Genomic DNA, 24802 nt, shown 5'->3' with positions numbered 1-24802 from the left:
GCGCCGCCGCGACCAGCCCCCGCATCAGCGCGGAGCCCGGCGTGTCCAGCATTGCCCGCGTGGCGCCCGTTTCCACGATCCGGCCAGCTTCCAGCGCGGCGACCCGGTCCGACCGGCCTGCCACGACCGCGATATCATGGGTGATGAGCAGCACGGCCATGCCGCGCGCCCGCGCCGCGCTGTCGATGAGGTCCAGAATCCCCGCCTGTGTGGGGGTGTCGAGATCGGTCGTCGCCTCGTCGGCGATGAGCAGCGCGGGATCGCCCGCCAGCGCCGCAGCCACCGCCGCGCGCTGGCACAACCCCCCGGAAAGTTCATGCGGCAGGGCGTCCGCCAGAACCGGCGGAAAGCGCACATCCTCCAGCAACCCCGCAACCCGCGCCGCGACCTGCTTCGGCCGGAGGGGCTGGTGGCGGGCCACCACATCGGCCACCTGATCCCGGATGGAAAGCAGCGGGTTCAGCGACCGGCGCGGCTCCTGAAACACCATGCCGATCCGCCGCCCGCGAAGGGGCTGCCAGTCCGGGGGTGCCGCCAGTGTCTGCCCGGCGAACCGGATCGTGCCGCCCACCCGCACCGCCCGAGCGGGCAACAGCCCGGCGATGGCGGCGGCGAACATCGACTTGCCCGACCCGCTCGGCCCGACGAGAGCCAGCCGTTCGCCCGGCGCAAGCGTGAGCGATACCCCCGCCAGCACGGTCCGCCCACCGACCGCCACGGCGAGATCCTCGACCTCGATCAGGTTCATTCCCGCCCCCGGACGGCAAGCCAGCCCCGGAGGCGGTCCCCCGACAGGTTGCAGGCCAGAATCGCCAGCATCAGCGCGAGCCCCGGAAACGCGGCCATCCACCACGCCCCCGAGGCCACGAACCGCGCGCCTTCCGCCACCATGAGGCCCCATTCGGGCGTGGGCGGCCGGATACCGAGGCCAAGGAACGACAGCCCCGCCGCATTCATCATGGCCCAGCCGAGGTTCACCGAGCTTTGGACCGCCACCACCGGCAGGATCTCGGGCAGGAGGAGCAGGCGCAGGATCCGCCCCTCGCCGGAGCCGCCGATGCGGGCCGCCTCCACATAGGGCGCGCTGCGCAACCGCGCGGCCTCCGTCCGGGAAAGGCGCATGTAGAAGGGCAGGTTCACCAGAGCCGTGGCAAGGATGAGGCTGCTCATCGACGGCCCCATGACCGCCGCGACCGCCATGGCAAGGAGAAAGAGCGGGACGGCCAGCATCACCTCGCTCACCCGCCCCAGAAGCGCATCGGCCCAGCCGCCACGGAAGCCCGCCGCCGCCCCCAGAAGCGTGCCAGGTATTGCCGCCAGCAATACCGCCGCCGCTGCGATCCCCAGATCGATCCGCGCGGCGGCGATGGTCCGTGAAAACACGTCCCGCCCCACGTGATCCGTGCCGAACCAGTTCCGCGCGGAGGGCGGCGACAACGCCCGCGCCGCATCCGTCGCCAGCGGATCGAAGGGGGTGATCCAGGACCCGATGAGCGCCAGCAGAACGAAGCCGCCCAGCAGCAGCAGGGGCAGTCGGTCAGCGATGGGCCGTCCTCGGGTCGATGAGAGCATGGGTCAGATCAACAAGCAGGTTGGCGGCAATCAGCACCGCAGCGACGGCAAGCAGAAAGCCCTGCAATGCCGCATAGTCGAGCGCGACGAGCGCGTCCATCGCGAAGCTCCCCAGCCCCGGCCAGGCGAACACCTGTTCCACCACGACATTCGCGCCGAAAAGATAGGCGAAGGTCAGTCCGGCCGTCGTGCTGATCGGCAACAGGGCATTCCGAAGCGCATAGCTCCCGATCAGTCGGCCCGCCCCCAGTCCACGCGCGCGCCCCGCCCGGAAATAATCCGCCGACAGGGCCTCCCCCATCGCGGTCCGGGTGATCCGGGCGATGGGACCGAGCGCGAAGATTGCCATTGTCAGCGCGGGCAGCACCAGATGACCGATGGCGGAGGCCAGAGCCTGCCCGTCTCCCGCAACGAGACTGTCCACGATAAGGAAACCCGTAATCCTTTGAGGGAATGACAGGAAAGGGTCCAACCGGCCCACGGGCTCGGGCAGCCAGCCCAACTCATCATATAGAAGATGTGACAAAAACAACGCAGTTACGAAGGTGGGAATGCTGAGGCAAATTGCCGACAGCAGGCTTCCGATCCTGTCGATGCCGCTTTCAGGCCGGAGCGCGCCGGCGATGCCGAGTGTGACCCCCAGGGAAAGCGCGATGAAAAGGGCGCAAAGCGCAAGCTCCAGCGACGCGGGGAGGCGGCGGGCAATCTCCTCCGCCACGGGCCGGCCGGTCGCGCGAGAATAGCCGAGATCCCCCCGTGCCAGCCCCGTGACATAGGCTCCGAACTGAGCTGGCAGCGGCTTGTCGAGAGCAAGTTCCGCCCGAAGCGCCCGCGTTTCCGCCTCTGTCATCCCCGGCTGGCTTGCATACAGAGCGGCAGGATCGCCCGGCAGCAGGCGGGTCAGCATGAAACCGAGGCAGAGAACGGCGAACAGCGTCGGAATCGCGGCAAGGCAGCGCAGCAGCAGAAACTTCATGCGATCCTTTCGGCCCGACACCTCACAGAATCAGACATGTCGGGAAATGCGCAGCCCCGCAAGCAAAGAAAAAGGCGGCGCCGAGGCGCCGCCTTTTACAGGGGTCAGTCCGATCAGGCGTCTTTGCGACGCATGCGGCGCAGACCCGCCACACCCGCAAGCGCACCAGCGAGGAGGACGCCGGCAGCCGGAAGCGGCACGGGAGAAACGGAGACGGAGTCGATATCGAAGCCATCGCGTCCGCGGCCGAGAATGACGGGCGACGTGTCGATGATACGCAGGGTATCGAAGATACCGCTGAACGACAGGGCGATGGTCTCCATGGCGTTGGTGATTTCACCGATCTTGGTGAAGCTGCCGGCCGAGCCACCCCACACTTCCGCGCTTTCGAAATAGGTATCGCGCGGCAGCCAGGTCACCTCGATCACCGCGCCGGGTCCTGTGAAGCTTTTGCCGAAGGTGAAATCGGCAAAGCCGCCATAACCGAGCGACAGAAATTTCCCGTCAGGCGTACCGAGCGCGTTGTCAGGATTGCTCCGCCCGGGCCTCAGATCGCCGAAGCCGGGTGTCCAAGTCGCGCCGGTTGCATAGATGGGTGCTGCAAGTGCAGCGCCAGCCGAAAGAGCGACCGCCGCAACGGTCGCGAAAGCAAGAGATTTAACAGTCATGATATTCCCCCGGAAAACTTAAAACTTTCCACATGGGCATCGTGGCGCCCGAGGGAGATGGTGACACAAGTCTCTCTAAAAGAAAGGAATCTTTTAAAATTTAGTATGAAAATATTTGTTTCTCTCCGATGACATGATGGTGCTGCCGCAAAGTGACGAAAAATTATGCGGCAGTGCCGCATTGAAGCACTGCCGCATTATTTCTTCGCAGGAAACGAACGGAGGTTTAGTCGGGTGGATTCTCGCGCAGCGGAACCTTCGGCAATGCACTCTGGGGCAAGGGATGAGCCGCGATCTCCCGCGCCCATTCGCGCCAGATGGAGACAAGCAGCGCCATCAGCACTGGCCCCACGAACAGGCCGACGATGCCGAGCGTCTTCACCCCGCCGATGAGGCCGAAGAACGTGGGCAGGAACGGCAGCTTCACCGGCCCCCCGACCAGCACGGGCCGGATGGTCTTGTCGACGATGAACAGTTCTACGCAACCCCAGATGAACAGGGCCGCACCCGCGCCGGCGGAACCGCTGCCGACCAGATAGAGGGAAATGAGCGTGAAAGAGAGCGGCGCGCCCCCCGGTATCAATGCCATGAAGCCTGTGATGACCCCGAAGGTGACCGGGGATGGCACCCCCGCCAGCCAATAGGCCACGCCGAGAATCAGGCCCTCCCCTATGGCGATGAGCGTCATCCCCGTGACGGTCGAGGAAATCGTGCGCGGGATGATCCGCGAAAGCCGCTCCCATCTGCCGGGAACGATCCGCTCCCCCATCATGTCGAGCTGCGCCGCCACCCGGTCCCCGTCGCGGTAAAGCACGAACAGGGTGATGAGCATGAAGATCAGCGCCAGCGCGAGGTGCAGCGCCATGGAACTCGCCGTCAGCACACCCCGATAGATCGTGCCGATATTGGCCCCGCTCGTCACCTGAACAAGCTCTCCGATCGCGCCGGGGCGCCCGATATGCTGGCTCCATTGCTCCACCAGCCAGCTTCCAATGACGGGGAACGTGTCGAGCCAGTCGGGCGGCGGCCCTCCTACGGCGTTGATCTGAATGGCCCATGACAGCCATTCCCGAAACTCGCGCGCCGCATAGCCAAGCGCGATGATGATCGGGATCACCAGAAACAGCACGATGAGCAGGACGAGCAAAGCGCCCGTCAGCGTCCGCCCCAGCCCGACCCTGTCATGCAGCCGCACCCGCAGCGGCCATGTGGCAAAGGCGATGATCGTCGCCGCCAGCACCGGCACCAGAAAGTCATGAAAGAACCAGACCGACGCGGCGAGGACGCCGACCAGAAGCCATCGGGCAAGAGAGGAATAGGCGATCAACGGCGGGCGGCGCAGGTCCGCGCGGTGGACGAGATGGATCTGCCGATCCCGCTTGTTCTCGTGCTCGTTGTCCGTCACCTGATCCACGCCTTGCTCCGCTTGCATGCGCTGCCAGCGCACCACTGGACAAGAAGCGATCCCGCAGCCCGATGCAAGATCGGCAATGCCGCACCTGTTTTTTACCCAACGGCTTTTTTACCCAACGGCGGAACTACAGCGGAGGGGCCGCGTTAACCCTCAGAAGGATAAGGCAGGACAGAAGCAGATGACCACAGCGCTTCCCTTTTTGCTCGCCCTCGCTGCCGTTGTTACAGCAATAGCGGTGCCGAAGCTTATCACGCGCGACATGCCGGTTCGAGTGGAACGGCAAAGATCACGCAGAACGCGCGTGAACAGGCACCCGTAAACGAAGGAGCCTCCGTTGAAGGGCGTACTTGCTTGGCTGATCGGTATTCCGATCCCCCTCATCATCATCCTCTATCTCGTTAACGTTTTCTGAGTGACCGAAGTGAATGTTGAGCCGCGCCTTTCCAAAAGGCGCGGCTTCTTCCTTCTTGCACAGCGCGTGGCTTTCCTCAGATGTGCAGCGCGTGGCCGAGCGCGCGAAGACAGGCCTCCTGCAGACCCTCGCCCTGCGTGGGATGGGCGTGAACCGTTCCCGCCACATCCTCCAGCAGCGCCCCCATCTCGATGGCCAGACCAAAGGCCGCCGCCAGTTCCGAAACGTCATGCCCCACCGCCTGGATCCCGAGGATCAGGTGATCGGACTTGCGGGCCACCACGCGGATGAAACCGTCGTCGCGCTCAACGGTCATGGCACGGGCATTTGCGGCGAAGGGAAAGCTCGCGATCAGCGTGGCGATGCCCTGCGCCTCCGCCTCCTCTGGCGAAAGACCGGCGGTCACCACCTCCGGGTCGGTGAAACACACGGCGGGAATCACCCGCTTGTCCCAGACGCGCCGCTCCCCCGCGACGATCTCGGCCACCATCTCCCCCTGTGCCATCGCACGATGGGCGAGCATCGGCTCCCCCGTCACATCGCCGATCGCATGGATCCCCCGCATGGACGTCCGGCACCCGTCATCCACCGCGAGGAACCGGCCGTTCCGGGTGAGCGACAGTTCCTCCAGCCCCCACCCCTCCAGTTGCGGCTTCCGCCCGACGGTCACCAGCACCTTCTCCGCCGCGATCTGCTCCACCTCGCGGTCGGTCTCCACGGTGAGTTGGCCGTTGCCGAACACCCGCGCCTTCGCCCCGGTGAGCACCCGGACGCCAAGCGCCTGCAACCGCTGCGCCACGGGCCTTGTAAGGTCCGCGTCGTAAAGCGGCAGGATGCGGTCGGCCATCTCCACCACCGTGACCTGCGACCCCAGCTTGGCGAAGGCCGTGCCGAGTTCGAGGCCGATATATCCGCCCCCCACCACCGCCAGCGTCCGTGGGATATCCGTGAGCGACAGCGCCTCGGTGGAGGAGATGACATCCCCGCCAAAGGGCAGGAAGGGCAGTTCCACCGGCACGGAGCCGGTCGCGATCACCACGGTTTCCGCGGTGATGGTGTGGCTCTCGCCCTCCGCCGTGGTCACCGTCACGGTCTTGCCATCCACGAAACGCGCGGTGCCCTCGATCAGCCGCGCCTTGGCCTTCTTCAGCAAAGCCCCGACGCCGCCGTTCAGCCGCTCCACTATGCCGTCCTTCCACGCCACCGTGCGGGAAAGGTCGATGGCGGGGTCGGCGGCGGTGATGCCCAACGTCCCCTCCGCCGCGAAGGTCCGCAGGCGGGCGAACTCCTCCGCCGCGTGGATCAGCGCCTTGGACGGGATGCAGCCGATGTTGAGACAGGTGCCCCCCGGCTTGCGCGGATCGACGATGATCGTGTCCACCCCCAGTTGCCCGGCGCGGATCGCGCAGACATAGCCCCCCGGGCCTGCCCCGATCACGAGCAGCTTGCAGGTCAGTTCGGCCATGTCATTCCTCCACGAAAATCATCGCAGGCGTTTCCAGCAGCGTCTTCAGCCGCTGAACGAAGACCGCCGCGTCCCATCCGTCGATCACCCGGTGATCGAAGGAGCAGGAAATGTTCATCATCTTGCGGGGCACGAATTCCGTCCCGTCCCAGAAAGGCCGGATCTGCATCCGGTTGACCCCGACGATGGCGACTTCCGGGTGGTTGATGATCGGTGTGGTCGCGATGGCCCCGAGCGGGCCAAGCGAGGTGACGGTGATGGTGGAACCGGAAAGCTCCTCCCGCGTGGCGCTGCCGTCGCGCGCGGCCTCCGCCAGCCGCAGCAGCTCCCCCGCCGCCTCGCGCAGTGTCAGCGCCTCCGCATGACGCACCACCGGAACCATCAGCCCGTTCGGCGTCTGGGTGGCGATGCCGATATGCACGCCGCCGAACTGCCGCACGACGCCCGCCTCGTCATCATAGAGCGCGTTCAGCGCGGGCTGCTCCCGCACCGCCCGCACGATGGCCTTCATGAGGAACGGCAGAAGGGTCAGCTTGGCCGCGCCCCTGCCTTCGGCGTTGAGCTTGGCGCGCAGGTCCTCCAGCCCGGTGACATCGACCTCCTCGATGATGCTGATATGGGGGATGTTGCGCTTGGCGAGCTGCATACGCTCCGCGATCCTGCGGCGCAGGCCGACGACTTTCACCTCCGTGACGGAGCCGTCGCGGCGATGGGCGGGGCGGCCCTCGGGCGCGCCCGCCTCTACATGCGCGGTCAGATCGTCATGGGTGATCCGCCCCGCTGGCCCGGAACCGCGCACGAAGCGCAGATCGACCCCCGCCTCCCGCGCCCGCTGACGGACGGAGGGCGTGGCGAGCGGCCGCTCCCCCTCCGGCCGGAGAGCGGCGGCGGGCGCAGGGCGCCCCTGCCCCCGGGGTTCGGGCCTTGCAGCCGCGCGCGAAGCCTCGCCGTTTTTGGCAGTCGGGGAATTGGCGACCGGGGATTTGGTGGCGGAGGATTCGGTGGCGGAGGATTCGGCAGTGGATTCGGCGGCCCCTTCGGCGGGCACACCCGCGCGCGGGGCTTCGTCCGCCCCGCTCCCTCCTTCCGCTGCTTTCGCCGCCCGCATCGGCGGCTCCGCATCGGCGGAGATGTTCCCCTCTCCTTCCACTTCCAGCCGGATCAGTTCCGCCTTCACGGCGATGCTGTCGCCCACCTCTCCGCCCAGCCAGACCACCTTGCCGGAAGCGGGAGAGGGGATTTCCACCGTCGCCTTGTCCGTCATCACGGCGGCGAGCGGCTGATCCTCCTGCACGATGTCTCCGGGTGTCACGTGCCATTCCACAAGCTCGGCCTCGGCGATGCCTTCGCCGATGTCGGGCATCCTGATCGACAGGGTTCCCATGCTCACGCCTCCATGATGCTTGTGAGCGCCGCGCCGACCCGCGCAGGCCCGGGGAAATAGCTCCACTCATGCACATGCGGATAGGGCGTGTCCCAGCCCGCCACCCGCCGCACGGGAGCCTCCAGATGGTAGAAACACTCCTGCTGGACCAGCGCCGCCAGTTCCGCCCCGAAGCCGGAGGTGAGCGTGGCCTCATGCACGATCACGCAACGCCCGGTCTTGCGCACGGAGGCCGTCACCGCCTCCAGATCAAGCGGGAGCAGCGTGCGCAGGTCGATCACTTCGGCATCCACACCCGTCTCCTCCGCCGCGGCTTCCGCCACATGGACCATGGTTCCATAGGTCAGCACCGTCACGGCGGAGCCTTCCCGCCGGATGGCGGCCTTGCCCAAGGGAACGGTGTAGTGGCCGGGCTCCACCTCTCCGAAGGGATGGTTCTTCCACGATGCGACCGGGCGTTCATGATGACCGTCGAACGGGCCGTTGTAGAGCCGCTTCGGCTCCATGAAGATCACCGGATCGGGATCCTCGATGGCGGACAGCAGCAGCCCCTTGGCGTCCTGCGGGTTGGACGGCACGACGACCTTCAGCCCCGTCACATGGGTGAACAGCGCCTCCGGCGACTGGGAATGCGTCTGCCCGCCGAAGATGCCGCCGCCCGTGGGCATGCGGATCACCATGGGGCAGGTGAATTCCCCGTTGGAGCGGTAGCGCAGCCGCGCGGCCTCCGACACGATCTGGTCATAGGCGGGATAGACGTAATCCGCGAACTGGATCTCCACCACCGGGCGAAGCCCATAGGCCGCCATGCCGATCCCCGCCCCGACGATGCCGGATTCGTTGATCGGCGTATCGAAACAGCGCGTCGGCCCGTATTTCTTCTGCAGGCCGGAGGTCACACGGAAGACCCCGCCGAAATATCCGGCATCCTCGCCGAACACGATCACGCGGTTGTCGCGGCCCATCGCCACGTCGAGCGCGTCGCGCAGCGCCTCGATCATCGTCATGCGCGCCATGGCTCAGTACCCCGCTTCCTGCCGCTGGCGCATCAGGTGCGGCGGCATCGTCTCGTATACGTCCTCGAACATCTCGCGCACGGAGGGGCGGTGGCCGGAATGCAGCGTGCCGATGGCCTCGGCCTCCTTCTGCGCGGCAACGACCTCGGCCATGATCTCCGCTTCCGCCTGGGCGTGACGCTCGTCGGACCAGATGCCTTTCAGGATCATGTGGTTCTTCAGCCGCAGGATGGGGTCGCCCAGCGGCCAGGCGGAGCTTTCCTCCGCCGGGCGGTAGGCGGAGGGATCGTCGGAGGTGGAATGCGCCCCCTGCCGGTAGGTGACATATTCCACCATCGTCGGCCCGAGGTTCCGCCGCGCCCGCTCCGCCGCCCAGCGCGCGACGGAAAGCACCGCGAGATAGTCGTTGCCATCCACCCGGAGAGAGGGAATGCCGAACCCCAGCCCCCGCGCGGCGAAGGTGCCCGACCCGCCCCGCGCGATACCCTGGAAGGTGGAGATGGCCCACTGGTTGTTCACCACGTTCAGGATCACCGGCGCCTTGTAGGTGGAGGCAAAGACCAGCGCCGCGTGGAAGTCGCTCTCCGCCGTGGAGCCATCGCCGATCCAGGCCGCGGCGATCTTGCGGTCGTTCATGATGGCCGAAGCCATCGCCCAGCCCACCGCCTGAATATACTGCGTCGCAAGGTTGCCGGAGATGGAGAAGAACCCCTGCGGCTTGTCCGAATACATCACCGGCATCTGCCGGCCGCGCATCGGATCCTCCGCGTTGGAATAGATCTGGTTCATCATCGTGCGGAGCGAATAGTCGCCCGCGATCAGCAATCCCGCCTGCCGGTAGGTGGGAAAGTTCATGTCGCCGGGGTTCAGCGCCTTGCGGAAGGCGCAGGACACCGCCTCCTCCCCCAGATGCTGCATGTAGAAGGAGGTTTTCTGCTGGCGCTGCGCCGTCAGCATCCGGGCGTCGAAGGCGCGCAGGATCATCATGTGCCTCAGCCCGTCGCGGAGCGCGTCATCGGACAGCTCGATGGCCCAGGGGCCGACCGCCTCCGCCTGCCGGTTCAGCACCCGGATGATGGTAAAGGCCATGTCCCGCATATCCTCGGGGTTCTCATCGATCGCGGGGCGGCGGACCGTGCCCGCGCGGGGGATCGTCACATGGCTGAAGTCCGGCTTGTCTCCCGGCCGGACCTCCGGGGCGGGAACGTGCAGGCTGAGCGGCGGCAGGTCGTCCATGGCGTCTCCTCAAGGCGCGGTCGCGCGGTATGGGAAGGGTTGGCCACGGCGTGCCGGGCGGCTCCTCTCCGCCCCCTCTCCCCGGTATGAGGATAATGCCGAGCGGCCAAAAGGAAATTCCGATCCTTGCGCATGGCGATTTTGTGTCAGAAGCTTCTTTCACGATCTGCGCCAATCCCGGCAGCATCTTTGGACACCATGCCCGAACCCAGCCGCATCCTTGATCGAATCGACCGCCGGATCCTCCGCGCCCTTCAGGGGAACGGCCGCCTGACCAATGCCCAGCTCGCAGACGAGATAGGCCTCTCGCCCAGCCCCTGCTGGCAGCGCACCCGGCGGCTGGAGGCAGAGGGCTACATCCGGGGCTATACCGCCGTGCTGGATCAGGAACGGCTCGGCATGGCGGAGACGGTCATCATCGAAGTCATGCTCGACCGCCATGATGACACCGCACTCGAAGCCTTCGGCAAGGCGATGGTCGCTCTGCCCGAGGTGCTGGAGGTCTATCTCACCACCGGCGAATATGACTATTTCATCAAGGTCGCCGCCAATGGCACGCGGGGATACGAGGACTTCCTCCGCCAGAAGCTGTTCCGCGTGCCGGGCATCCGCCATGCCCGGTCGAGCTTCACGCTACGTTGCCTCAAGCGGAGCCAGTCCGTCGTGCCGGAGATCTGAGCATTCATCGCGCGGAAAGGAAAAGAGCGTAAGCCGTGTCGAAAGCGCATGGGGAAGGCGCAAGGGGCGAAGGAGTTTGGGAAAAGTCTCGACGCTGGGCGAAACTGCACCATCTGTCGCGCGCCCGCCCTGGGTCAGTGGCGGAGGAGGAGCGCTGACGGAAACGGCGGCGGGAGACCGGCAACCGCCAAGCCGGTATCGGTACGCCCTCCCCCTCCGCACCGGGACCGGATCGCACAAGCGTGCTTGTCAGACAGGAACAGGACTATGGCCGGTCTCTTATTTTTCTGCGACAAGATGACCCGTATCCGGGCTGCCAAGAGCGGGTCTCAATGACCGAAAAGAATATGGAAATGCCGCGTCCCTCGCCTGAAAAGACGGGCGTTGCGAAGCTAGCCGTCCGACTGCTGGAGCCGCGGGTGGCGGGGCCGCTGATCGGCGCGGTCATCGCCGTCATCGCAACCGTGGTGATCTACAAGATCAGCGACGAGCTTCGGCTGGACGACATCAAGGCCGCCATCACGGGCACGCCCCGGATCGCGCTGGCGGAGGCTCTGGGCTTCACGGTGCTGAGCTTCTGCGCCCTCGGGCTCTACGACGTTCTGGCCTCGCGGCGCGTCGCGCCGGACAGGGTGCCCGTCCGGCTCGCGGCCTTTGCGGGCGCGGTGGCCTATGCGATCTCCAACGCCATCGGCTTTCACGTCGTGGTGGGCAGTTCGATCCGCTACCGCATCTATCAGGCGGCGGGGCTGGATGCTTCCGATGTGGGGCGCATCGTCGGCATATCCTTTCTGAGCTTCACTGCCGGGATCGGTGCGGTGATCGGACTGGCGCTGCTGCTCGACCCGGACGGCATTCCCTTCCTTCAGATCGTCTCGCCCATGGCGGACCGGGTCATCGGCGGGGTCATCGTCGCGGCGATCCTGGCCGCCCTCCTGTGGCTCTCTCGCAACCCGCGGGAGGTCATGCTGTTCAACTGGCGCCTGCCGCTGCCCTCCGCCCGGAACGCGACGGCCCAGATCCTCGTCGCCGCCGCCGATATCGCCGCCGCCGCCGCCGCGCTCTATGTGCTGCTGCCCGGCGATGTCACGCAGGGCTACGCGATGTTCCTGATCCTGTTCGTCGTGGCGCTGGTCATAGGCACGGTCAGCCACGCGCCCGGCGGCCTCGGCGTGTTCGAGGCGACGGTGCTGCTGGGGCTCGGCGCGGGCAACCGGCCGGATGTGGTGGCTGCGCTCGTTCTGTTCCGGGTGATCTACTACTTCCTGCCTCTGGCAATCGCCGGGATCGCCTTTCTGGGCTTCGAGGGCTACCGGGCGCGCCATGCCGTCCGGGCGGTAGCGGGGCGGGTCAGCCCTGTCGTGCAGCGGATCGTGCCGCCTCTGGCGGGAACGGCAACGCTGGTCGGCGGCTGCATCCTCCTGCTGTCCGGCAACGTCCCCGCTCTCGCCGATCGGGTGGGTCTGCTGAGCGGGCTGATACCGCTTCCCTTTGCGGAAGCCTCACACCTGATGGCAAGCGTCGCGGGCCTGTTCCTCATCGTCATCTCCCGCGGCCTGTTCAGGCGGATTGCCCGCGCCCGCCTGCTGGCGCTCTGCCTGCTCTGCGCAGGGGCGGTGTTTTCTCTCGCCAAGGGATTGGACTGGGAGGAGGCGAGCGGCCTGCTCGCCGCCGCCCTCTTGCTCGCTATGTTTCCGGGCGCCTTCTACCGGCGCGGGCGGATGCGATCCTTCCGGCTGACGCCCACCTGGCTCGCCCTGCTGATCGTCATCATCGCCTTCTTCACGCTGATCGGGCTGCTGGCCTACCGCCACGTGGATTACGAAAACAATCTCTGGTGGAGCTTCGACTGGGACGGGGACGCCTCGCGCTTCCTGCGGGCGACGCTGGCGCTCGTCATCATCACCGGGGCGCTCACCATCGACAGCTGGCTGAACCGGCCCACCGGGAGGCAGGTTTCCGGCCCGGTGGAGATCCCCGATGCCGTCCGGCGCATCCTGAAGACCACGTCCGCCACCCAGCCCAACGTGGCGCTGCTGGGGGACAAGTCCTTCATGGTTTCCGCCGACGAAACCGCCTTCCTGATGTATGGCGAGCAGGGCAACAGCTGGATCGCGCTCGGCGATCCGGTGGGCGATGCGGAAGCGGGTCGCCGGCTGATCTGGCGCTTTGCCGAGGCCGCCGATCGCAACGGCATGCGGGCCATCCACTATTCCGTCACCCCGGAATGGCTGGCCGTGTATCTGGAGCTTGGTCTCGCCCTCCTGAAGACGGGAGAGGTCGCGCGGGTGGACCTGCACAGCTTCTCGCTGGAAGGGCCCTCGCGGCAGGACTTCCGCTATGCCGACAAGCGCGCCACCCGTGAGGGGCTGGAATTCTCCGTCATCCCCGCGGCGGAGGTTCCTGCCGCTCTGGAGGATCTCCGCGGCGTGTCGGATGCCTGGCTGGAGACGAAGCATGGTGCGGAAAAGGGCTTCTCCCTCGGCCGGTTCGATGACGACTACATCAAGGAATTCGACATCGCCGTACTCCGCAAGGAGGGGGCCATCGTCGCCTTTGCCAATCTCTGGCGGTCCGGCGACAATCTGAACGAACTGTCGATCGACCTCATGCGTTACCGGCCCGGCGTGTCCAAGGTCATCATGGACGCGCTCTTCGCCCGGCTGCTGCTCTACGGAAAGGCGGAGGGCTATCGCTGGTTCAACCTTGGCGCGGCGCCTCTTGCGGGGCTGGCCGATCATCCGCTGGCCTCGACATGGAACCGGCTCGGCACCTTCATCTACCGGCGGGGCGACGAGTTCTACAATTTCGAGGGGTTGCGCGCCTTCAAGCAGAAGTTCGGGCCGGTCTGGACGTCGCAGTACCTCGCCTGTCCCGGCGGCTTCGCCATGCCGCAGGCGCTGATGGATGTGACGGCGCTGATCTCCGGCAATCCGATACGGGTGTTGAAACGATGACATATGCAAAATCTGTGCTGACGGCCCTTGTGGCGCTGCTCGCCATGACGCCCGTTCACGGTCAGGATGCGCCCCCCACGGTGAGCGCGGAGGGTTTGACCGACGTCCCGTTCCACATGCCGGCCCCCCTGCCGCAGGATGGGCCGAAAGCGGTCGTCGTCTATTTCTCCGACGCGGCGGGCTGGCAGGCGGCGGATGACCGGATGGTCGCGGCACTGACGGCAGAGGGGTCCATGGTCCTTGCGGTGGATTATGCCCGTCACATGCAGGAACTCGCGGCAGAGGAGGGCGACTGCCTGCCGGTGGACGGCGCGATCAGCGATCTGGCCCAGACGGCGGAGCGGCAGGCGGGGCTTCAGACCTACCTCCCGCCGATCCTCGCGGGGCGCGGCGCGGGGGCGGCGTTCGCCTATGCCGCCGTGGCGGAGGCGCCTGTCGCCTCCTTTGCCGCGGCGGTGGGCAGCGGCTTCGACGGCAAAACCGCCCTGCCCCGCCCGATATGCCGCCCGGATGACCTGCCCGCGCCCGGCCCCATGGGTTTCGACCCCGCCGTGCAGCGGACCGCGCATCTCTTTGCGCCGGAGGCAGTGCTCTCCGCCGTCGAAGAGGCCGCTTCCGGGCAGGAGGAGGTGACGGTGGAGGAGCTGGACACCGATGCGCCGGAGGCGCAGGTCGCCGCCGCCGTGAGCGACATCGCGGATTCGGTGAAGCCGTTCGGTGACCTGCCGGCTGTTGATGTTCCGGCGACCGGCGGCAAACCACGTGCGCTTGCCATCGTGATCTCCGGGGATGGCGGATGGCGCGACCTGGACAAGTCGGTGGCCGACTGGCTCGCCCAGCATGACGTTCACGCCGTGGGGCTGGACGCCCTGCGCTACTTCTGGTCCCAGCGGACGCCGGAGGAACTGGCCCGCGACCTTGCCACGATCGCCGCAAAGGCGGATCCCACGGGCAAGCTGCCGGTTGGGCTGATCGGCTATTCCTTCGGCGCCGATACGCTGCCCTTCGCCTGGCCCCTGCTGCCGCAGCCGCTCCGCGACCGGACGCGTCTCATCGGGCTGCTGGCACCCGGCCCCTCCACCTCGTTCCAGGTGACGGTGGGCGGCTGGCTCGGGCTCGACAGCACCGGCTACGACGTGCCGGCTGCCATCGCCGCGCTGCCGGCGGACAGGACGATCTGCGTTTCCGGCGACGAGGAGGAAGATACCGCCTGCAACGATCCGCGCCTTGCCGGCTTCGGCAAGATACAGACGACGGGCGGGCACCATTTCGACGGCGATTATGATGCGCTGGCCGCCAAGCTGATGGCAAAGCTGCTACCCTGATGACCCGCCGCCGGAGCCTGCCAGCATGCAAGGTTTCCGTCGCGAAGGCGGCGGTCCTTGGACTGCTGTTTCTCTGCCTCGTCCTCTTCGCGGCCCCTTCCGCAGAGGCTCGCACCCTGCGCGTCGTGGCCTTTGGCGACAGCCTGATGCAGAGCTTCGGCCTCCCCGCGCGGCAGAGCCTGCCGGTGCAGCTCGAAGCGTGGCTGCGGGCGCGCGGCTGGGATGTGCGGGTGGAGAACGCCGGCGTCGCGGGCGACACCACGCGCGGCGGGCGCGCGCGGCTCGACAGGGCCCTCCGTCCGAGACCCGATGCAATGATCGTGAGCCTAGGCGGCAACGATGCCTTCCGCGGCGTGCCCTATGACACCGCCGCGGCCAATCTGACGGCGATCATGGGAGAGATCCGGGTGCGCGCCATCCCGGCGCTGCTGGTCGGCGTGGAGATCCCCGGCATCCATGCCCCGGCGCTCCGCTACAATCGCCTGTGGTCAGAGGTCGCCGCCGCGCAGGACGTGCCGCTCTATCCCAATTTCTACCTCGGCATCCTCCGCCACCTCTCCACCCCGTTCGAGGCGCCCCGCTACCTGCTGGACGGCATCCATCCGAATGCGGAGGGCGTGGCACTGGTGGTGGAGGCGCTCGGCCCCGCCGTGGAGGCAATCCTGCCGCGCTGAAAGCGCCTCCGGGCAGCCGCTTTGCCACTCATGGTCCAGCGTCAGCGAAGCAGGCAGAGCACAGCGTCCGGTTGACAGCGGTGGGGCGCAGGCGTCAGGTGCCGCGCGAAACGGCGGGGGACATCGCATGGCACTGATCGACGCTCTTCGGGACATCACCGGCCCGGCCAACGTACTGACCGGCGACGAAACGGCACGCTACAGCCACGACTGGACGGGCAAATACGTCTGGACGCCGCTCGCCGTCGTGCGTCCGGCCAGCAGGGAGGAGGTGGCCGCCATCCTGCGGCTCTGCGCCGCGGCGGGTGTCCCGGTGGTGCCGACCGGCGGCGGCACGGGGCTGAATGGCGGCACCTTCGCGGAGGGCGGGGTCATGCTCTCGCTCGAACGGATGAACCGCATCCGCGAGATCCGCCCCGCCTCCCGCATCGCCGTAGTCGAGGCGGGCGTCGTCCTCTCGGCCATCCATGACGCGGCGGCGGAGCATGATCTGGCCTTCCCGCTGACCTTCGGCGCGCGCGGCTCGGCTCAGGTGGGCGGCTTTCTCTCCACCAATGCGGGCGGCTCGAACGTGGTGCGGTTCGGCAATACCCGCGCGCTCGTTCTGGGTGTGGAGGTGGTGCTGGCGGACGGGCGCGTGCTCGACCTCATGTCGGAACTGCGCAAGGACAACACCGGCTACGACCTGCGCGACCTGTTCATCGGGGCGGAGGGCACGCTCGGCGTCATCACGGCGGCGGTGCTGAAGCTGGTGCCCGCCGCCCGCGCCCATGCGACGGCGATGGTCGCGGTGCCGGGCCTTGCCGTGGCGCTCGACCTGCTCAACCGGTTGCAGGGGGAGACGGGCGGCGCGGTCGAGGCGTTCGAATACCTGCCCGCCGCCTATATGGAGCGGCTCGCCCGGCATCGCCCCGACCTGAAGGAACCCTTCGCCACGCGCTACCCCTCCACCCTGCTCATCGAGATCGGCGTGACCGCCCCGCATGAGGCGGAGCCGCTCGCCGACGGCTCGCTTCCGGTGGTGACACGGCTGGAGGATACGCTTGCCATGGCGATGGCGCGGGGTGAGGTGCTGGATGCCACGCTGGCCCGGACGGAGGCACAGCGGGCGGAGATGTGGGCGGTGCGGGAGGCCGCGGCGGAGATCACATTCGCGCAGAAGCCGCATGTCGATACCGACATCTCCCTGCCGCTCGACAGGATGCAGGACTTCCTCACCGCGATGACCGCGCGGCTCCATGCGCTCGATCCGGGCGCGGATGAGCTGGCCATCGCGCATCTGGGCGACGGAAACTTCCATTACACCGCCTTCCCCACACGCGATGACGCTCCCCTGCTCGCCGCGCTGCGCAACGCTGTGGCGGAAGAGGCAGTGCGGCTGGGCGGCAGTTTCTCCGCCGAACACGGGATCGGCCTGTCCAAGCGGCCCACGATGGCGGCCCACAAGGATCCCGTAGCACTTGATGTCATGGCCCGGATCAAGGCCGCGCTGGACCCGCAGGGCCTGCTCAATCCCGGAAAGGTGCTGCCCTGACCTCAGGGCGTCTGCGCCCGGAGGCAGTCGCGCGGCTCCCGGCCCGCGGGAACGCGTGTCTCCGCCCCGCAGGCCGCGCAGCGAAAGACGCGCTCGGTCGCGGTGGCATGGGCGCGATCCTCCCGCCAGCGGCAATCGCGGGTGAGCGTGCTGCCCCGGCGCGTCCACCACAGACCAACGATCACGGCGAGCAGAAGGAAGGGGATGAAGAAGATCATGTCTTGCACATATGTCCGGCTGGATGCGGAGGGCTTACGCCTCCCTCTCCGGCGCGGCAACCGGCTGACTTGACTTCTGCCCCCGCGTCGCGTTCACGGTCGGCGGAGGAGAGCCGCCATGACCAAGAAGATACTTCGTGCCCTCGCCGGGGAACGGCAGGATGTTCCGCCCGTCTGGATGATGCGGCAGGCGGGGCGCTACCTGCCCGAATACCGCGCCACGCGGGCGAAGGCCGGGGATTTCCTGAACCTGTGCTACACCCCCGACCTCGCGGCGGAGGTGACGCTCCAGCCGATCCGGCGCTACGGCTTCGACGCGGCGATCCTGTTTGCCGATATCCTCTTGGTGCCGCAGGCGCTGGGGCTCGACCTGCGCTTCGTGCAGGGAGAGGGGCCGCGTCTTTCCACCGTGACCGATGCGGCGGGGGTCGCGGCGCTCCGCCCGGCCGGAGCGGTGCATGAGACGGTCTCCCCCGTCTATGAGACGGTGCGCCTCGTGGCGCGCGCGCTGCCGCCGGAAGTGACGCTCATCGGCTTCGCCGGGGCGCCCTGGACGGTGGCCACCTACATGGTCGCCGGGCGCGGCACCCCGGATCAGGGGCCGGCCCATGCGATGATCGCGCGCGACCGGACGGCCTTCGCCGCGCTGATCGACCGGATTTCGGAGGCGACGGTCCTTTACCTTTCCGCCCAGATCGAGGCCGGTGCGGAGGTCGTCAAGCTGTTCGACAGCTGGGCCGGGTCGCTGAAGGGCGCGGATTTCGAGCAATTCGCCGTCGCCCCCGCCCGGCGCATCATCGCCGCGCTGAAGGAGCGCCATCCCGGCGTGCCGATCATCGCCTTCCCGCGGGAGGCAGGGGAGCGCTATGCGGGCTTTGCGCGGGCGACGGGGGCTGACTGCGTCGCGCTGGACAATTCGGTCGATGCCGAATGGGCCGCGCGGGCCGTGCAGGGGGATGGCTGCGTGCAGGGCAACCTCGCCCCTCACCACCTTGTCACCGGGGGGCCTGACCTCGTGGCGGAGACGCGGCGGATCGTACGCGCGTTCTCTCAGGGGCCGCATATCTTCAACCTCGGTCACGGGATCACGCCCGACGCCGATCCCGATAACGTCAGCCGGATGCTGGAGGCGATCCGGGGCTGAAGCGCCTCCCTCCGGCGCGGTGGCGCCTCGGCGCGGCCTGACGCCCTTGGGTTTCGCCGGCTGGCACCTCAGGGCTTCGGTCAGGGTTTGGGCGGGCTGACAGCGGGTTCGGGATAGGCGGTGGGCAACCACTGGCGGTCGATGAACAGCAGCGCATCGACGATGGTCTGCTGCCAGAGCGACCATGTATGCGCGCCATCGGTGATGCGCAGCTCGGAAGTCCGCTTCGCCGCCTGCAGCGTCTCATGCAGGTCCACCGCGCCGCGCCACAGACGGTAGCCGTCATCGTCGCCGCAGGTGATATAGGTGACGGGCAGCGGCTTCTCCGAGGCGACAGCGCCCTCGATCAGCGTGAACACATTCAGCCGGTTGAACCGCTCCGCATCGAAGGGTCGGCCGAAAGCCCCGTCGAAGTGATCGCCCACCGACGGCAGCGCAAGGGCGGAAGTCGGGTTCTTCAGGAAGGCCGATTCCTGCACCACCTGCAATTCCTCCGGCGTGTCGTCGAGATTGGGCGCGGTCACATTCTGCCAGATCGCGCCCGACAGGCTCGCCGCGACGACGTAGAGATCGTTGTGGCTGTAGGCGAGGCGGAGCGCCCCGAACCCACCCATGGAAAGCCCCGCGATGCCCCGGCCCTCCCTGTCCTTGCGGACGGGATAGCGCGCCTCCACGGCGAGCCGCAGGTCATGCGTGACGGCGGTCTCGTAATCCCCCGGCCCGCCGAGCGTCGCGCTGTCCACATACCAGCTGTTCCCGGCATCCGGCATGACGACGAGGAGCGGATCGATCCGCCCCTCCCCGATCAGCCGGTCAAGCGTCGGCTCGATATTCCCCAGATCGCGCCAGCTGTTCTGGTTTCCGCCATGGCCATGCAGCAGGTAGAGCACGGGCCAGCCGTTCGGCGGCGGGTCACCGTCAGGCACATAGACATTCGCGGGGATGTCGCGGTGCAGCGCGGAGCTGGTGAAGGTCTCGGGGCGCAGATCGGCCCGGAGCGGGGTGGCAAGGGTCAGCAGCAGGGCGGCAAGCAGGCGCAGGGTCATCTTGTCTCCAGTCGGCAGGGGCTGACCGGAAGGCTAATGATCCTGCGCGAAAACGCCAGTCCGCTCCCGCCCCTGCGGCGGAACGGCGCCCGTTCAGGGCGTGACTTCCACCTCGACCCCGAGCGCGCGGGCGACGGTGAAGATGTCCTTGTCCCCCCGCCCGGACAGGTTGACGACGATCAGGTGATCCTTCGGCAGATCGGGCGCGATCTTGATGGCATGGGCGAGCGCGTGGCTCGATTCCAGTGCCGGAATGATGCCCTCATAGCTGCACAGATCCTGAAAGGCGGAGAGCGCCTCCGCATCGGTGATGGAGACATATTCGACCCGGCCCGTATCGTGCAGCCAGGCGTGCTCCGGCCCGATGCCGGGATAGTCGAGACCGGCAGAGATGGAGAAACCTTCAAGGATCTGCCCGTCGGCATCCTGCAGCAGATAGGTCCGGTTGCCATGCAGCACGCCCGGACGCCCGCCGGTGAGCGAGGCGCAATGCTCCATCCGTTCATCCACGCCCTTGCCGCCGGCCTCGACGCCGATGATCCGCACGGAAGGATCGTCGAGGAACGGGTGGAAGATGCCCATGGCGTTCGACCCGCCGCCGATGGCCGCGATGATCGTGTCGGGCAGCCGCCCTTCCTGCGCCTCCATCTGGGCGCGGGTCTCATTGCCGATGATGTTCTGGAAATCGCGCACCATGGCCGGATAGGGATGCGGCCCCGCGACCGTGCCGATGCAATAGAACGTGTCGCGCACATTGGTCACCCAGTCGCGCATCGCATCGTTCATCGCATCCTTCAGCGTGCCGCGCCCAGAGGTGACGGCAACGACCTCTGCCCCCAGAAGCCGCATGCGGAACACGTTGGGGGCCTGACGCTGCACGTCATGCGCGCCCATATAGACGATGCACTTCAGCCCGAACTTGGCACAGACCGTGGCAGTGGCGACACCGTGCTGACCCGCGCCGGTTTCCGCGATGATCCGGGTCTTGCCCATGCGCCGGGCAAGCAGGATCTGGCCCAGCACGTTGTTGATCTTGTGCGCGCCGGTATGGTTCAGCTCTTCGCGCTTGAGGTAGATCTTTGCACCCCCCAGCGTCTCCGACAGACGTTCGGCGTAGTAGAGCGGCGAGGGGCGGCCGACGTAATGGGTCCAGAGATCGTTCATCTCCGCCCAGAACTCCGGATCGTGCTTGGCCCGCTCGTATTCCGCCTCAAGCGACAGGATCAGAGGCATCAGCGTCTCCGAGACGAAACGTCCGCCGTAATTGCCGAACCTTCCGTTCTCGTCCGGTCCGGTCCTGTAGCTGTTGCTCCCGCCTTGCATCGCGCGCCTCCCGTCAGGTCAGATCGCGTTTATAACCTATGTGGGATGGGGTAAAGCCAAGCCTGTCGTAGAAGGCATGCGCCCGGCTGCGGCTTTTATGTGTGGTGAGCTGCAAAATCCCCGCCCCGGCCGCGCGCGCCCGGGCCTCCGCATCCGCCACGAGCAATGCGCCCACCCCCTGCGAGCGCAGCTCCGCCGCCACGCGCACCGCTTCCAGCGTGGCACGCGTCCGGCCCGCATTGGACAGACCCGGCATGATCGCCAGCTGATAGGTCGCGACGACGCGCCCCTGCCGTTCGCCAACGATCAGATGCATGTCCGCCGAAGCGGCGATCCGGGCAAAGGCGGCCTCATAGGGCGCAAGCGTCGCGGATTCCCGCGCCGCGCCAAGCGGATCATCCGCCAGCAGCGCCACGATGGCGGGCACATCCTCCAGCCGCGCGGGGCGGAAGGTCACGCTCACAACTGCGTCGCCCGGATGAAGGCACGGATCAGATCGGGATCCTTCACGCCCGGCGCGCTTTCGGTGCCGGAGGAGACATCGACCTGCGCAGCCCCCGTGACGCGCAGCGCATCGGCCACGTTCGCGGGCGTCAGCCCCCCTGCCAGCATCCACGGCACCGGCCAGCGCAGGTTCCACAAAAGACCCCAGTCGAAGGCCACGCCGTTGCCGCCGGGCAGCGCCGCATCCTTCGGGGCCTTGGCATCGACGAGGATCTGGTCGGCCACCGGCCAGTAATCGGCAAGCCGCGCGATATCCTCCGGTCCGGCGATGCCGACAGCCTTCATCACCGGCAATCCGTAGCGCTGACGGATCTCGGCCACCCGCGCCGGTGTTTCCCGGCCATGCAGTTGCAGCATGTCGAGCGGCACATCCGCCAGGATGGCGTCCAGCAGCGCGTCATCCGCATCGACGACAAGTCCGACCTTGGCCAGACCGGCAGGAGCCTCCGCCGCCAGCATCCGCGCCTCGGCGATGCTGAGGGCGCGCGGAGAGCGCGGAAAGAAGACAAGGCCCGCATAGGCGGCGCCCGCCTCTGCGGCTGCCGCAACATGGGCGGGCTCGCGCAGGCCGCAGACCTTCACGCGCACAGATTTGGGGGGGATGCGAAGACGTGTCATCAGCCGCGGTTCTACCGCTTGCCGTTGCCAGTCTCAAGTAGGGCGACGATCTCGTCCTTCTTGCCGTTGGGGCGTCCGGTCTCCCGCCGGAGCTGAACGACTTCCTGCTCCAGCTTCGCGGCTTCCTTCGATTTCACGCGGGCACGTTTGCGGTGTCCATGCTCCCGGAACCATTCCCAGACGAAGCCGACAAGAACCCCGATCGTGATGCCCCCCAGCAGGATGACGAACATCGGCAGTTGCACCGCCCAGCTTCCGCCGAACGTCTGCGCGGCGGACACTGGCAGGAAGCGGAATACCACCGGATCGCGGTTCGCGACGGCAATGACGACAAGCACGATGCCCAGCACCGCGATCAATCCGTAACGGAAATAGCGCATCAGTCCTCAGTACCTTCCTTCCCGTTCAGCCGGTCACGCAGAAGCTTGCCGGCCTTGAAGAATGGCACTGCCTTCTCCTCGACTTCAACCGATTCTCCGGTGCGGGGATTGCGGCCAACGCGCGCGTCCCGCTGCTTGACGGAGAAGGCTCCGAAACCCCGGAGTTCCACCCGGTCGCCCCGCGCCATCGCCTCTATGATCTCTTCAAAGATCGTGTTGACGATACGCTCCACATCCCGCTGAAACAGGTGCGGGTTCTCTTCGGAAATCTTCTGGATGAGTTCCGACCGGATCATCCGTCCCCCCGTTTCACAAATATCGCGACTATTCCATCGGGACTATACGGTCTTTCGCAAGCGCGAGAAACAGGAAACCATTGGAAAGACGGGAGAAACCGGAAACATCCGGGCCGATATCCGCCTATTGAGTGATCGTGCGGAAATTTCGACACGGAATGAGCGAGTAAATCAACTCAGGCACGAAAACGGCCAACAATTTTTGCAAAGAAAAGCGCCCACCCCGAGGGGTGGACGCCCAAATCACTTGCAACCTGAAAAGGCTCAGCTGCGATCCTTGAGCGCGGCGCCCAGAATATCGCCCAGAGACGCGCCCGAGTCGGAGGAACCGTACTGCTCCACGGCTTCCTTTTCCTCGGCGATTTCGCGCGCCTTGATCGACAGGCCCAGACGACGGGTCTTGGAGTCGACGTTGGTCACGCGCGCATCGACATGATCGCCGACCTGGAAGCGCTCGGGGCGCTGCTCGGCGCGGTCACGCGACAGGTCGGAACGACGGATGAAGGCTTTCATGCCGTTGTACTCGACCTCGATGCCGCCATCCTCGATCGCGGTGACGTTGACCGTCACGATCGAGCCGCGCTTCACGCCGTCGATCGCCTCGGAGAAGGTGTCGTCGCCAAGCGCCTTGATGGAGAGCGAGATGCGCTCCTTGTCGATATCGACTTCCGTCACCGCCGCGCGGACGACATCGCCCTTGCGGTAGTTCTGGATGGCATCCTCGCCCCGCTGATCCCAGGAGAGATCGGAGAGGTGGACCATGCCGTCGATGTCGTTGTCGAGACCCACGAACAGACCGAATTCGGTGATGTTCTTGACCTCGCCCTCGATCTGCGTGCCGACGGGATGCGTTTCCGCGAAGACTTCCCACGGGTTGCGCATGGTTTGCTTGAGGCCGAGCGACACGCGGCGTTTCGCGCTGTCGATCTCCAGCACCATGACGTCCACTTCCTGCGAGGTGGAGACGATCTTGCCGGGGTGGACGTTCTTCTTGGTCCAGGACATCTCGGACACGTGGACCAGACCCTCGACACCCGGCTCCAGCTCGACGAATGCGCCGTAGTCGGTGATGTTGGTCACGCGGCCCTTGTGGACGGTGCCGATGGCGTATTTCCGCTCGACCGCATCCCACGGATCGTCCTGGAGCTGCTTCATGCCCAGGGAGATACGGTGGGTTTCCTTGTTGATCTTGATGACCTGGACCTTCACGGTCTCACCGATCGCCAGGATCTCGGACGGGTGGTTCACGCGGCGCCACGCCATGTCGGTGACGTGCAGCAGGCCGTCCACACCACCCAGATCGACGAAGGCGCCGTATTCGGTGATGTTCTTGACAACGCCGTCCACCACATCGCCTTCGGTGAGCTTGCCGATGACTTCGGCGCGCTGCTCGGCGCGGGACTCTTCAAGGATGGCACGGCGGGAAACGACGATGTTGCCCCGGCGGCGGTCCATCTTGAGGATCTGGAACGGCTGCTTCATGCCCATGAGCGGGCCGGCATCGCGCACGGGGCGGACATCGACCTGGCTTCCCGGAAGGAAGGCCACCGCACCGCCGAGATCGACGGTGAAGCCGCCCTTGACGCGGCCGAAGATGACGCCATCGACGCGCTGTTCGGCGGCGTAGGCTTTCTCCAGACGATCCCAGGCTTCCTCACGACGGGCTTTCTCGCGGCTGATGACCGCTTCGCCACGGGCGTTCTCGACGCGGTCGAGATAAACCTCGACCTCATCGCCCACGGCGATTTCCGGAGCCTCGCCAGGGGCTGCGAATTCTTTCAGATCGACGCGGCCTTCCATCTTGTAGCCCACGTCGATGATGGCCTGGCCCGCCTCGATGGCGATGACCTTGCCGCGGACGACGGAGCCCTCTTGGGGCGTGTCGATGGCGAGGCTGTCGTTAAGGAGGGCCTCGAACTCCTCCATGGTCGCTTTAGCGCACATAAATAAACAGTTTCCTTT

At 66.7% G+C, this 24802-nt stretch carries 23 protein-coding genes; 6 read left to right on the top strand and 17 right to left on the bottom strand.

Annotation, left to right across the window (positions count from 1 at the left end):
- From RT513_RS13880 to RT513_RS13840, 9 genes are all read right to left on the bottom strand, one after another.
- Positions 1-748: ABC transporter ATP-binding protein (locus tag RT513_RS13880; RefSeq protein WP_313534115.1), on the bottom strand; the 748-nt coding region annotated here is incomplete at its 3' end.
- The gene (locus tag RT513_RS13875) at positions 745-1572 is read right to left on the bottom strand and encodes an ABC transporter permease (RefSeq protein ID WP_290687952.1); all 828 of its coding nucleotides are present in this window, start codon (positions 1570-1572) and stop codon (positions 745-747) included. The genes RT513_RS13880 and RT513_RS13875, both read right to left, overlap by 4 nt.
- Positions 1538-2548 (bottom strand): ABC transporter permease, encoded by a 1011-nt coding sequence (locus RT513_RS13870; RefSeq protein WP_290687954.1) that lies wholly within the window; start codon positions 2546-2548, stop codon positions 1538-1540. The genes RT513_RS13875 and RT513_RS13870 overlap by 35 nt, the downstream gene beginning before the upstream one ends.
- Before the next feature lie 113 nt (positions 2549-2661).
- On the bottom strand, positions 2662-3216 hold the full coding sequence (locus tag RT513_RS13865) for a VPLPA-CTERM sorting domain-containing protein (RefSeq protein ID WP_088216731.1): 555 nt from the start codon (positions 3214-3216) through the stop codon (positions 2662-2664).
- Between the two features lie 226 nt (positions 3217-3442).
- The gene (locus RT513_RS13860) at positions 3443-4582 is read right to left on the bottom strand and encodes an AI-2E family transporter (RefSeq protein ID WP_373447817.1); all 1140 of its coding nucleotides are present in this window, start codon (positions 4580-4582) and stop codon (positions 3443-3445) included.
- Between the two features lie 536 nt (positions 4583-5118).
- Positions 5119-6507, bottom strand: coding sequence for a dihydrolipoyl dehydrogenase (lpdA, locus tag RT513_RS13855; RefSeq protein ID WP_290687957.1), 1389 nt, complete (start codon positions 6505-6507; stop codon positions 5119-5121).
- A 1-nt stretch (position 6508) separates the two neighbouring features.
- Positions 6509-7891, bottom strand: coding sequence for a dihydrolipoamide acetyltransferase family protein (locus RT513_RS13850; RefSeq protein ID WP_313534116.1), 1383 nt, complete (start codon positions 7889-7891; stop codon positions 6509-6511).
- Positions 7892-7893: 2 nt separating this feature from the next.
- On the bottom strand, positions 7894-8907 hold the full coding sequence (locus tag RT513_RS13845) for an alpha-ketoacid dehydrogenase subunit beta (RefSeq protein WP_035707527.1): 1014 nt from the start codon (positions 8905-8907) through the stop codon (positions 7894-7896).
- Between the two features lie 3 nt (positions 8908-8910).
- On the bottom strand, positions 8911-10143 hold the full coding sequence (locus RT513_RS13840) for a 3-methyl-2-oxobutanoate dehydrogenase (2-methylpropanoyl-transferring) subunit alpha (protein ID WP_088216726.1): 1233 nt from the start codon (positions 10141-10143) through the stop codon (positions 8911-8913).
- Positions 10144-10341: 198 nt separating this feature from the next.
- Between RT513_RS13840 and RT513_RS13835 the strand changes: the two genes are divergently transcribed.
- From RT513_RS13835 to RT513_RS13815, 5 genes are all read left to right on the top strand, one after another.
- Entirely contained in the window at positions 10342-10821 is a 480-nt protein-coding gene (locus tag RT513_RS13835) for an Lrp/AsnC family transcriptional regulator (RefSeq protein WP_088216725.1), read from the top strand.
- Positions 10822-11168: 347 nt separating this feature from the next.
- A complete protein-coding gene (mprF, locus tag RT513_RS13830; protein WP_313534114.1) occupies positions 11169-13778 on the top strand; it encodes a bifunctional lysylphosphatidylglycerol flippase/synthetase MprF in 2610 nt (869 codons plus the stop codon).
- Positions 13779-13792: 14 nt separating this feature from the next.
- Positions 13793-15103 carry a virulence factor family protein gene (locus tag RT513_RS13825; protein ID WP_313534113.1) on the top strand — a complete coding sequence of 437 codons (1311 nt, stop codon included), beginning with the start codon at positions 13793-13795 and terminating at the stop codon, positions 15101-15103.
- On the top strand, positions 15103-15777 hold the full coding sequence (locus tag RT513_RS13820) for an arylesterase (protein WP_290688036.1): 675 nt from the start codon (positions 15103-15105) through the stop codon (positions 15775-15777). Before RT513_RS13825 ends, RT513_RS13820 begins: the two co-directional genes overlap by 1 nt.
- 127 nt (positions 15778-15904) lie before the next feature.
- Positions 15905-17311 carry an FAD-binding oxidoreductase gene (locus RT513_RS13815; protein WP_290688034.1) on the top strand — a complete coding sequence of 469 codons (1407 nt, stop codon included), beginning with the start codon at positions 15905-15907 and terminating at the stop codon, positions 17309-17311.
- A gap of 2 nt (positions 17312-17313) precedes the next feature.
- Here the strand turns inward: RT513_RS13815 and RT513_RS13810 are convergent, their stop codons facing one another.
- Positions 17314-17529: a hypothetical protein gene (locus RT513_RS13810; RefSeq protein ID WP_256947394.1), complete on the bottom strand. Its 216-nt coding sequence runs from the start codon at positions 17527-17529 to the stop codon at positions 17314-17316.
- A 118-nt stretch (positions 17530-17647) separates the two neighbouring features.
- Here RT513_RS13810 and hemE point away from each other — a divergent pair, with 118 nt between their 5' ends.
- Entirely contained in the window at positions 17648-18673 is a 1026-nt protein-coding gene (gene hemE / locus RT513_RS13805; RefSeq protein WP_290688031.1) for a uroporphyrinogen decarboxylase, read from the top strand.
- 80 nt (positions 18674-18753) lie between these two features.
- On the opposite strand, the gene RT513_RS13800 is transcribed toward hemE, so the two are convergent.
- From RT513_RS13800 to rpsA, 7 genes are all read right to left on the bottom strand, one after another.
- The gene (locus tag RT513_RS13800; protein WP_290688029.1) at positions 18754-19719 is read right to left on the bottom strand and encodes an alpha/beta hydrolase; all 966 of its coding nucleotides are present in this window, start codon (positions 19717-19719) and stop codon (positions 18754-18756) included.
- Between the two features lie 93 nt (positions 19720-19812).
- Positions 19813-21042 (bottom strand): tryptophan synthase subunit beta, encoded by a 1230-nt coding sequence (gene trpB, locus RT513_RS13795; protein WP_290688027.1) that lies wholly within the window; start codon positions 21040-21042, stop codon positions 19813-19815.
- Positions 21043-21055: 13 nt separating this feature from the next.
- Positions 21056-21499 (bottom strand): GNAT family N-acetyltransferase, encoded by a 444-nt coding sequence (locus RT513_RS13790; RefSeq protein ID WP_256947395.1) that lies wholly within the window; start codon positions 21497-21499, stop codon positions 21056-21058.
- A 2-nt stretch (positions 21500-21501) separates the two neighbouring features.
- Complete coding sequence (locus RT513_RS13785) at positions 21502-22164, bottom strand: phosphoribosylanthranilate isomerase (RefSeq protein WP_088216717.1); 663 nt, start codon at positions 22162-22164, stop codon at positions 21502-21504.
- An 11-nt stretch (positions 22165-22175) separates the two neighbouring features.
- Complete coding sequence (locus RT513_RS13780) at positions 22176-22544, bottom strand: lipopolysaccharide assembly LapA domain-containing protein (protein ID WP_290688024.1); 369 nt, start codon at positions 22542-22544, stop codon at positions 22176-22178.
- Positions 22544-22840 (bottom strand): integration host factor subunit beta, encoded by a 297-nt coding sequence (ihfB, locus tag RT513_RS13775; RefSeq protein ID WP_035707499.1) that lies wholly within the window; start codon positions 22838-22840, stop codon positions 22544-22546. Before ihfB ends, RT513_RS13780 begins: the two co-directional genes overlap by 1 nt.
- Before the next feature lie 264 nt (positions 22841-23104).
- Positions 23105-24784, bottom strand: coding sequence for a 30S ribosomal protein S1 (rpsA, locus tag RT513_RS13770; protein WP_290688018.1), 1680 nt, complete (start codon positions 24782-24784; stop codon positions 23105-23107).
- Between the last annotated feature and the right edge of the window lie 18 nt (positions 24785-24802).

Origin of the sequence: Haematobacter sp., from assembly GCF_032102465.1 — a bacterium.
GTDB lineage: Bacteria > Pseudomonadota > Alphaproteobacteria > Rhodobacterales > Rhodobacteraceae > Haematobacter.
This window is presented reverse-complemented; position numbering and strand designations above follow the sequence as displayed.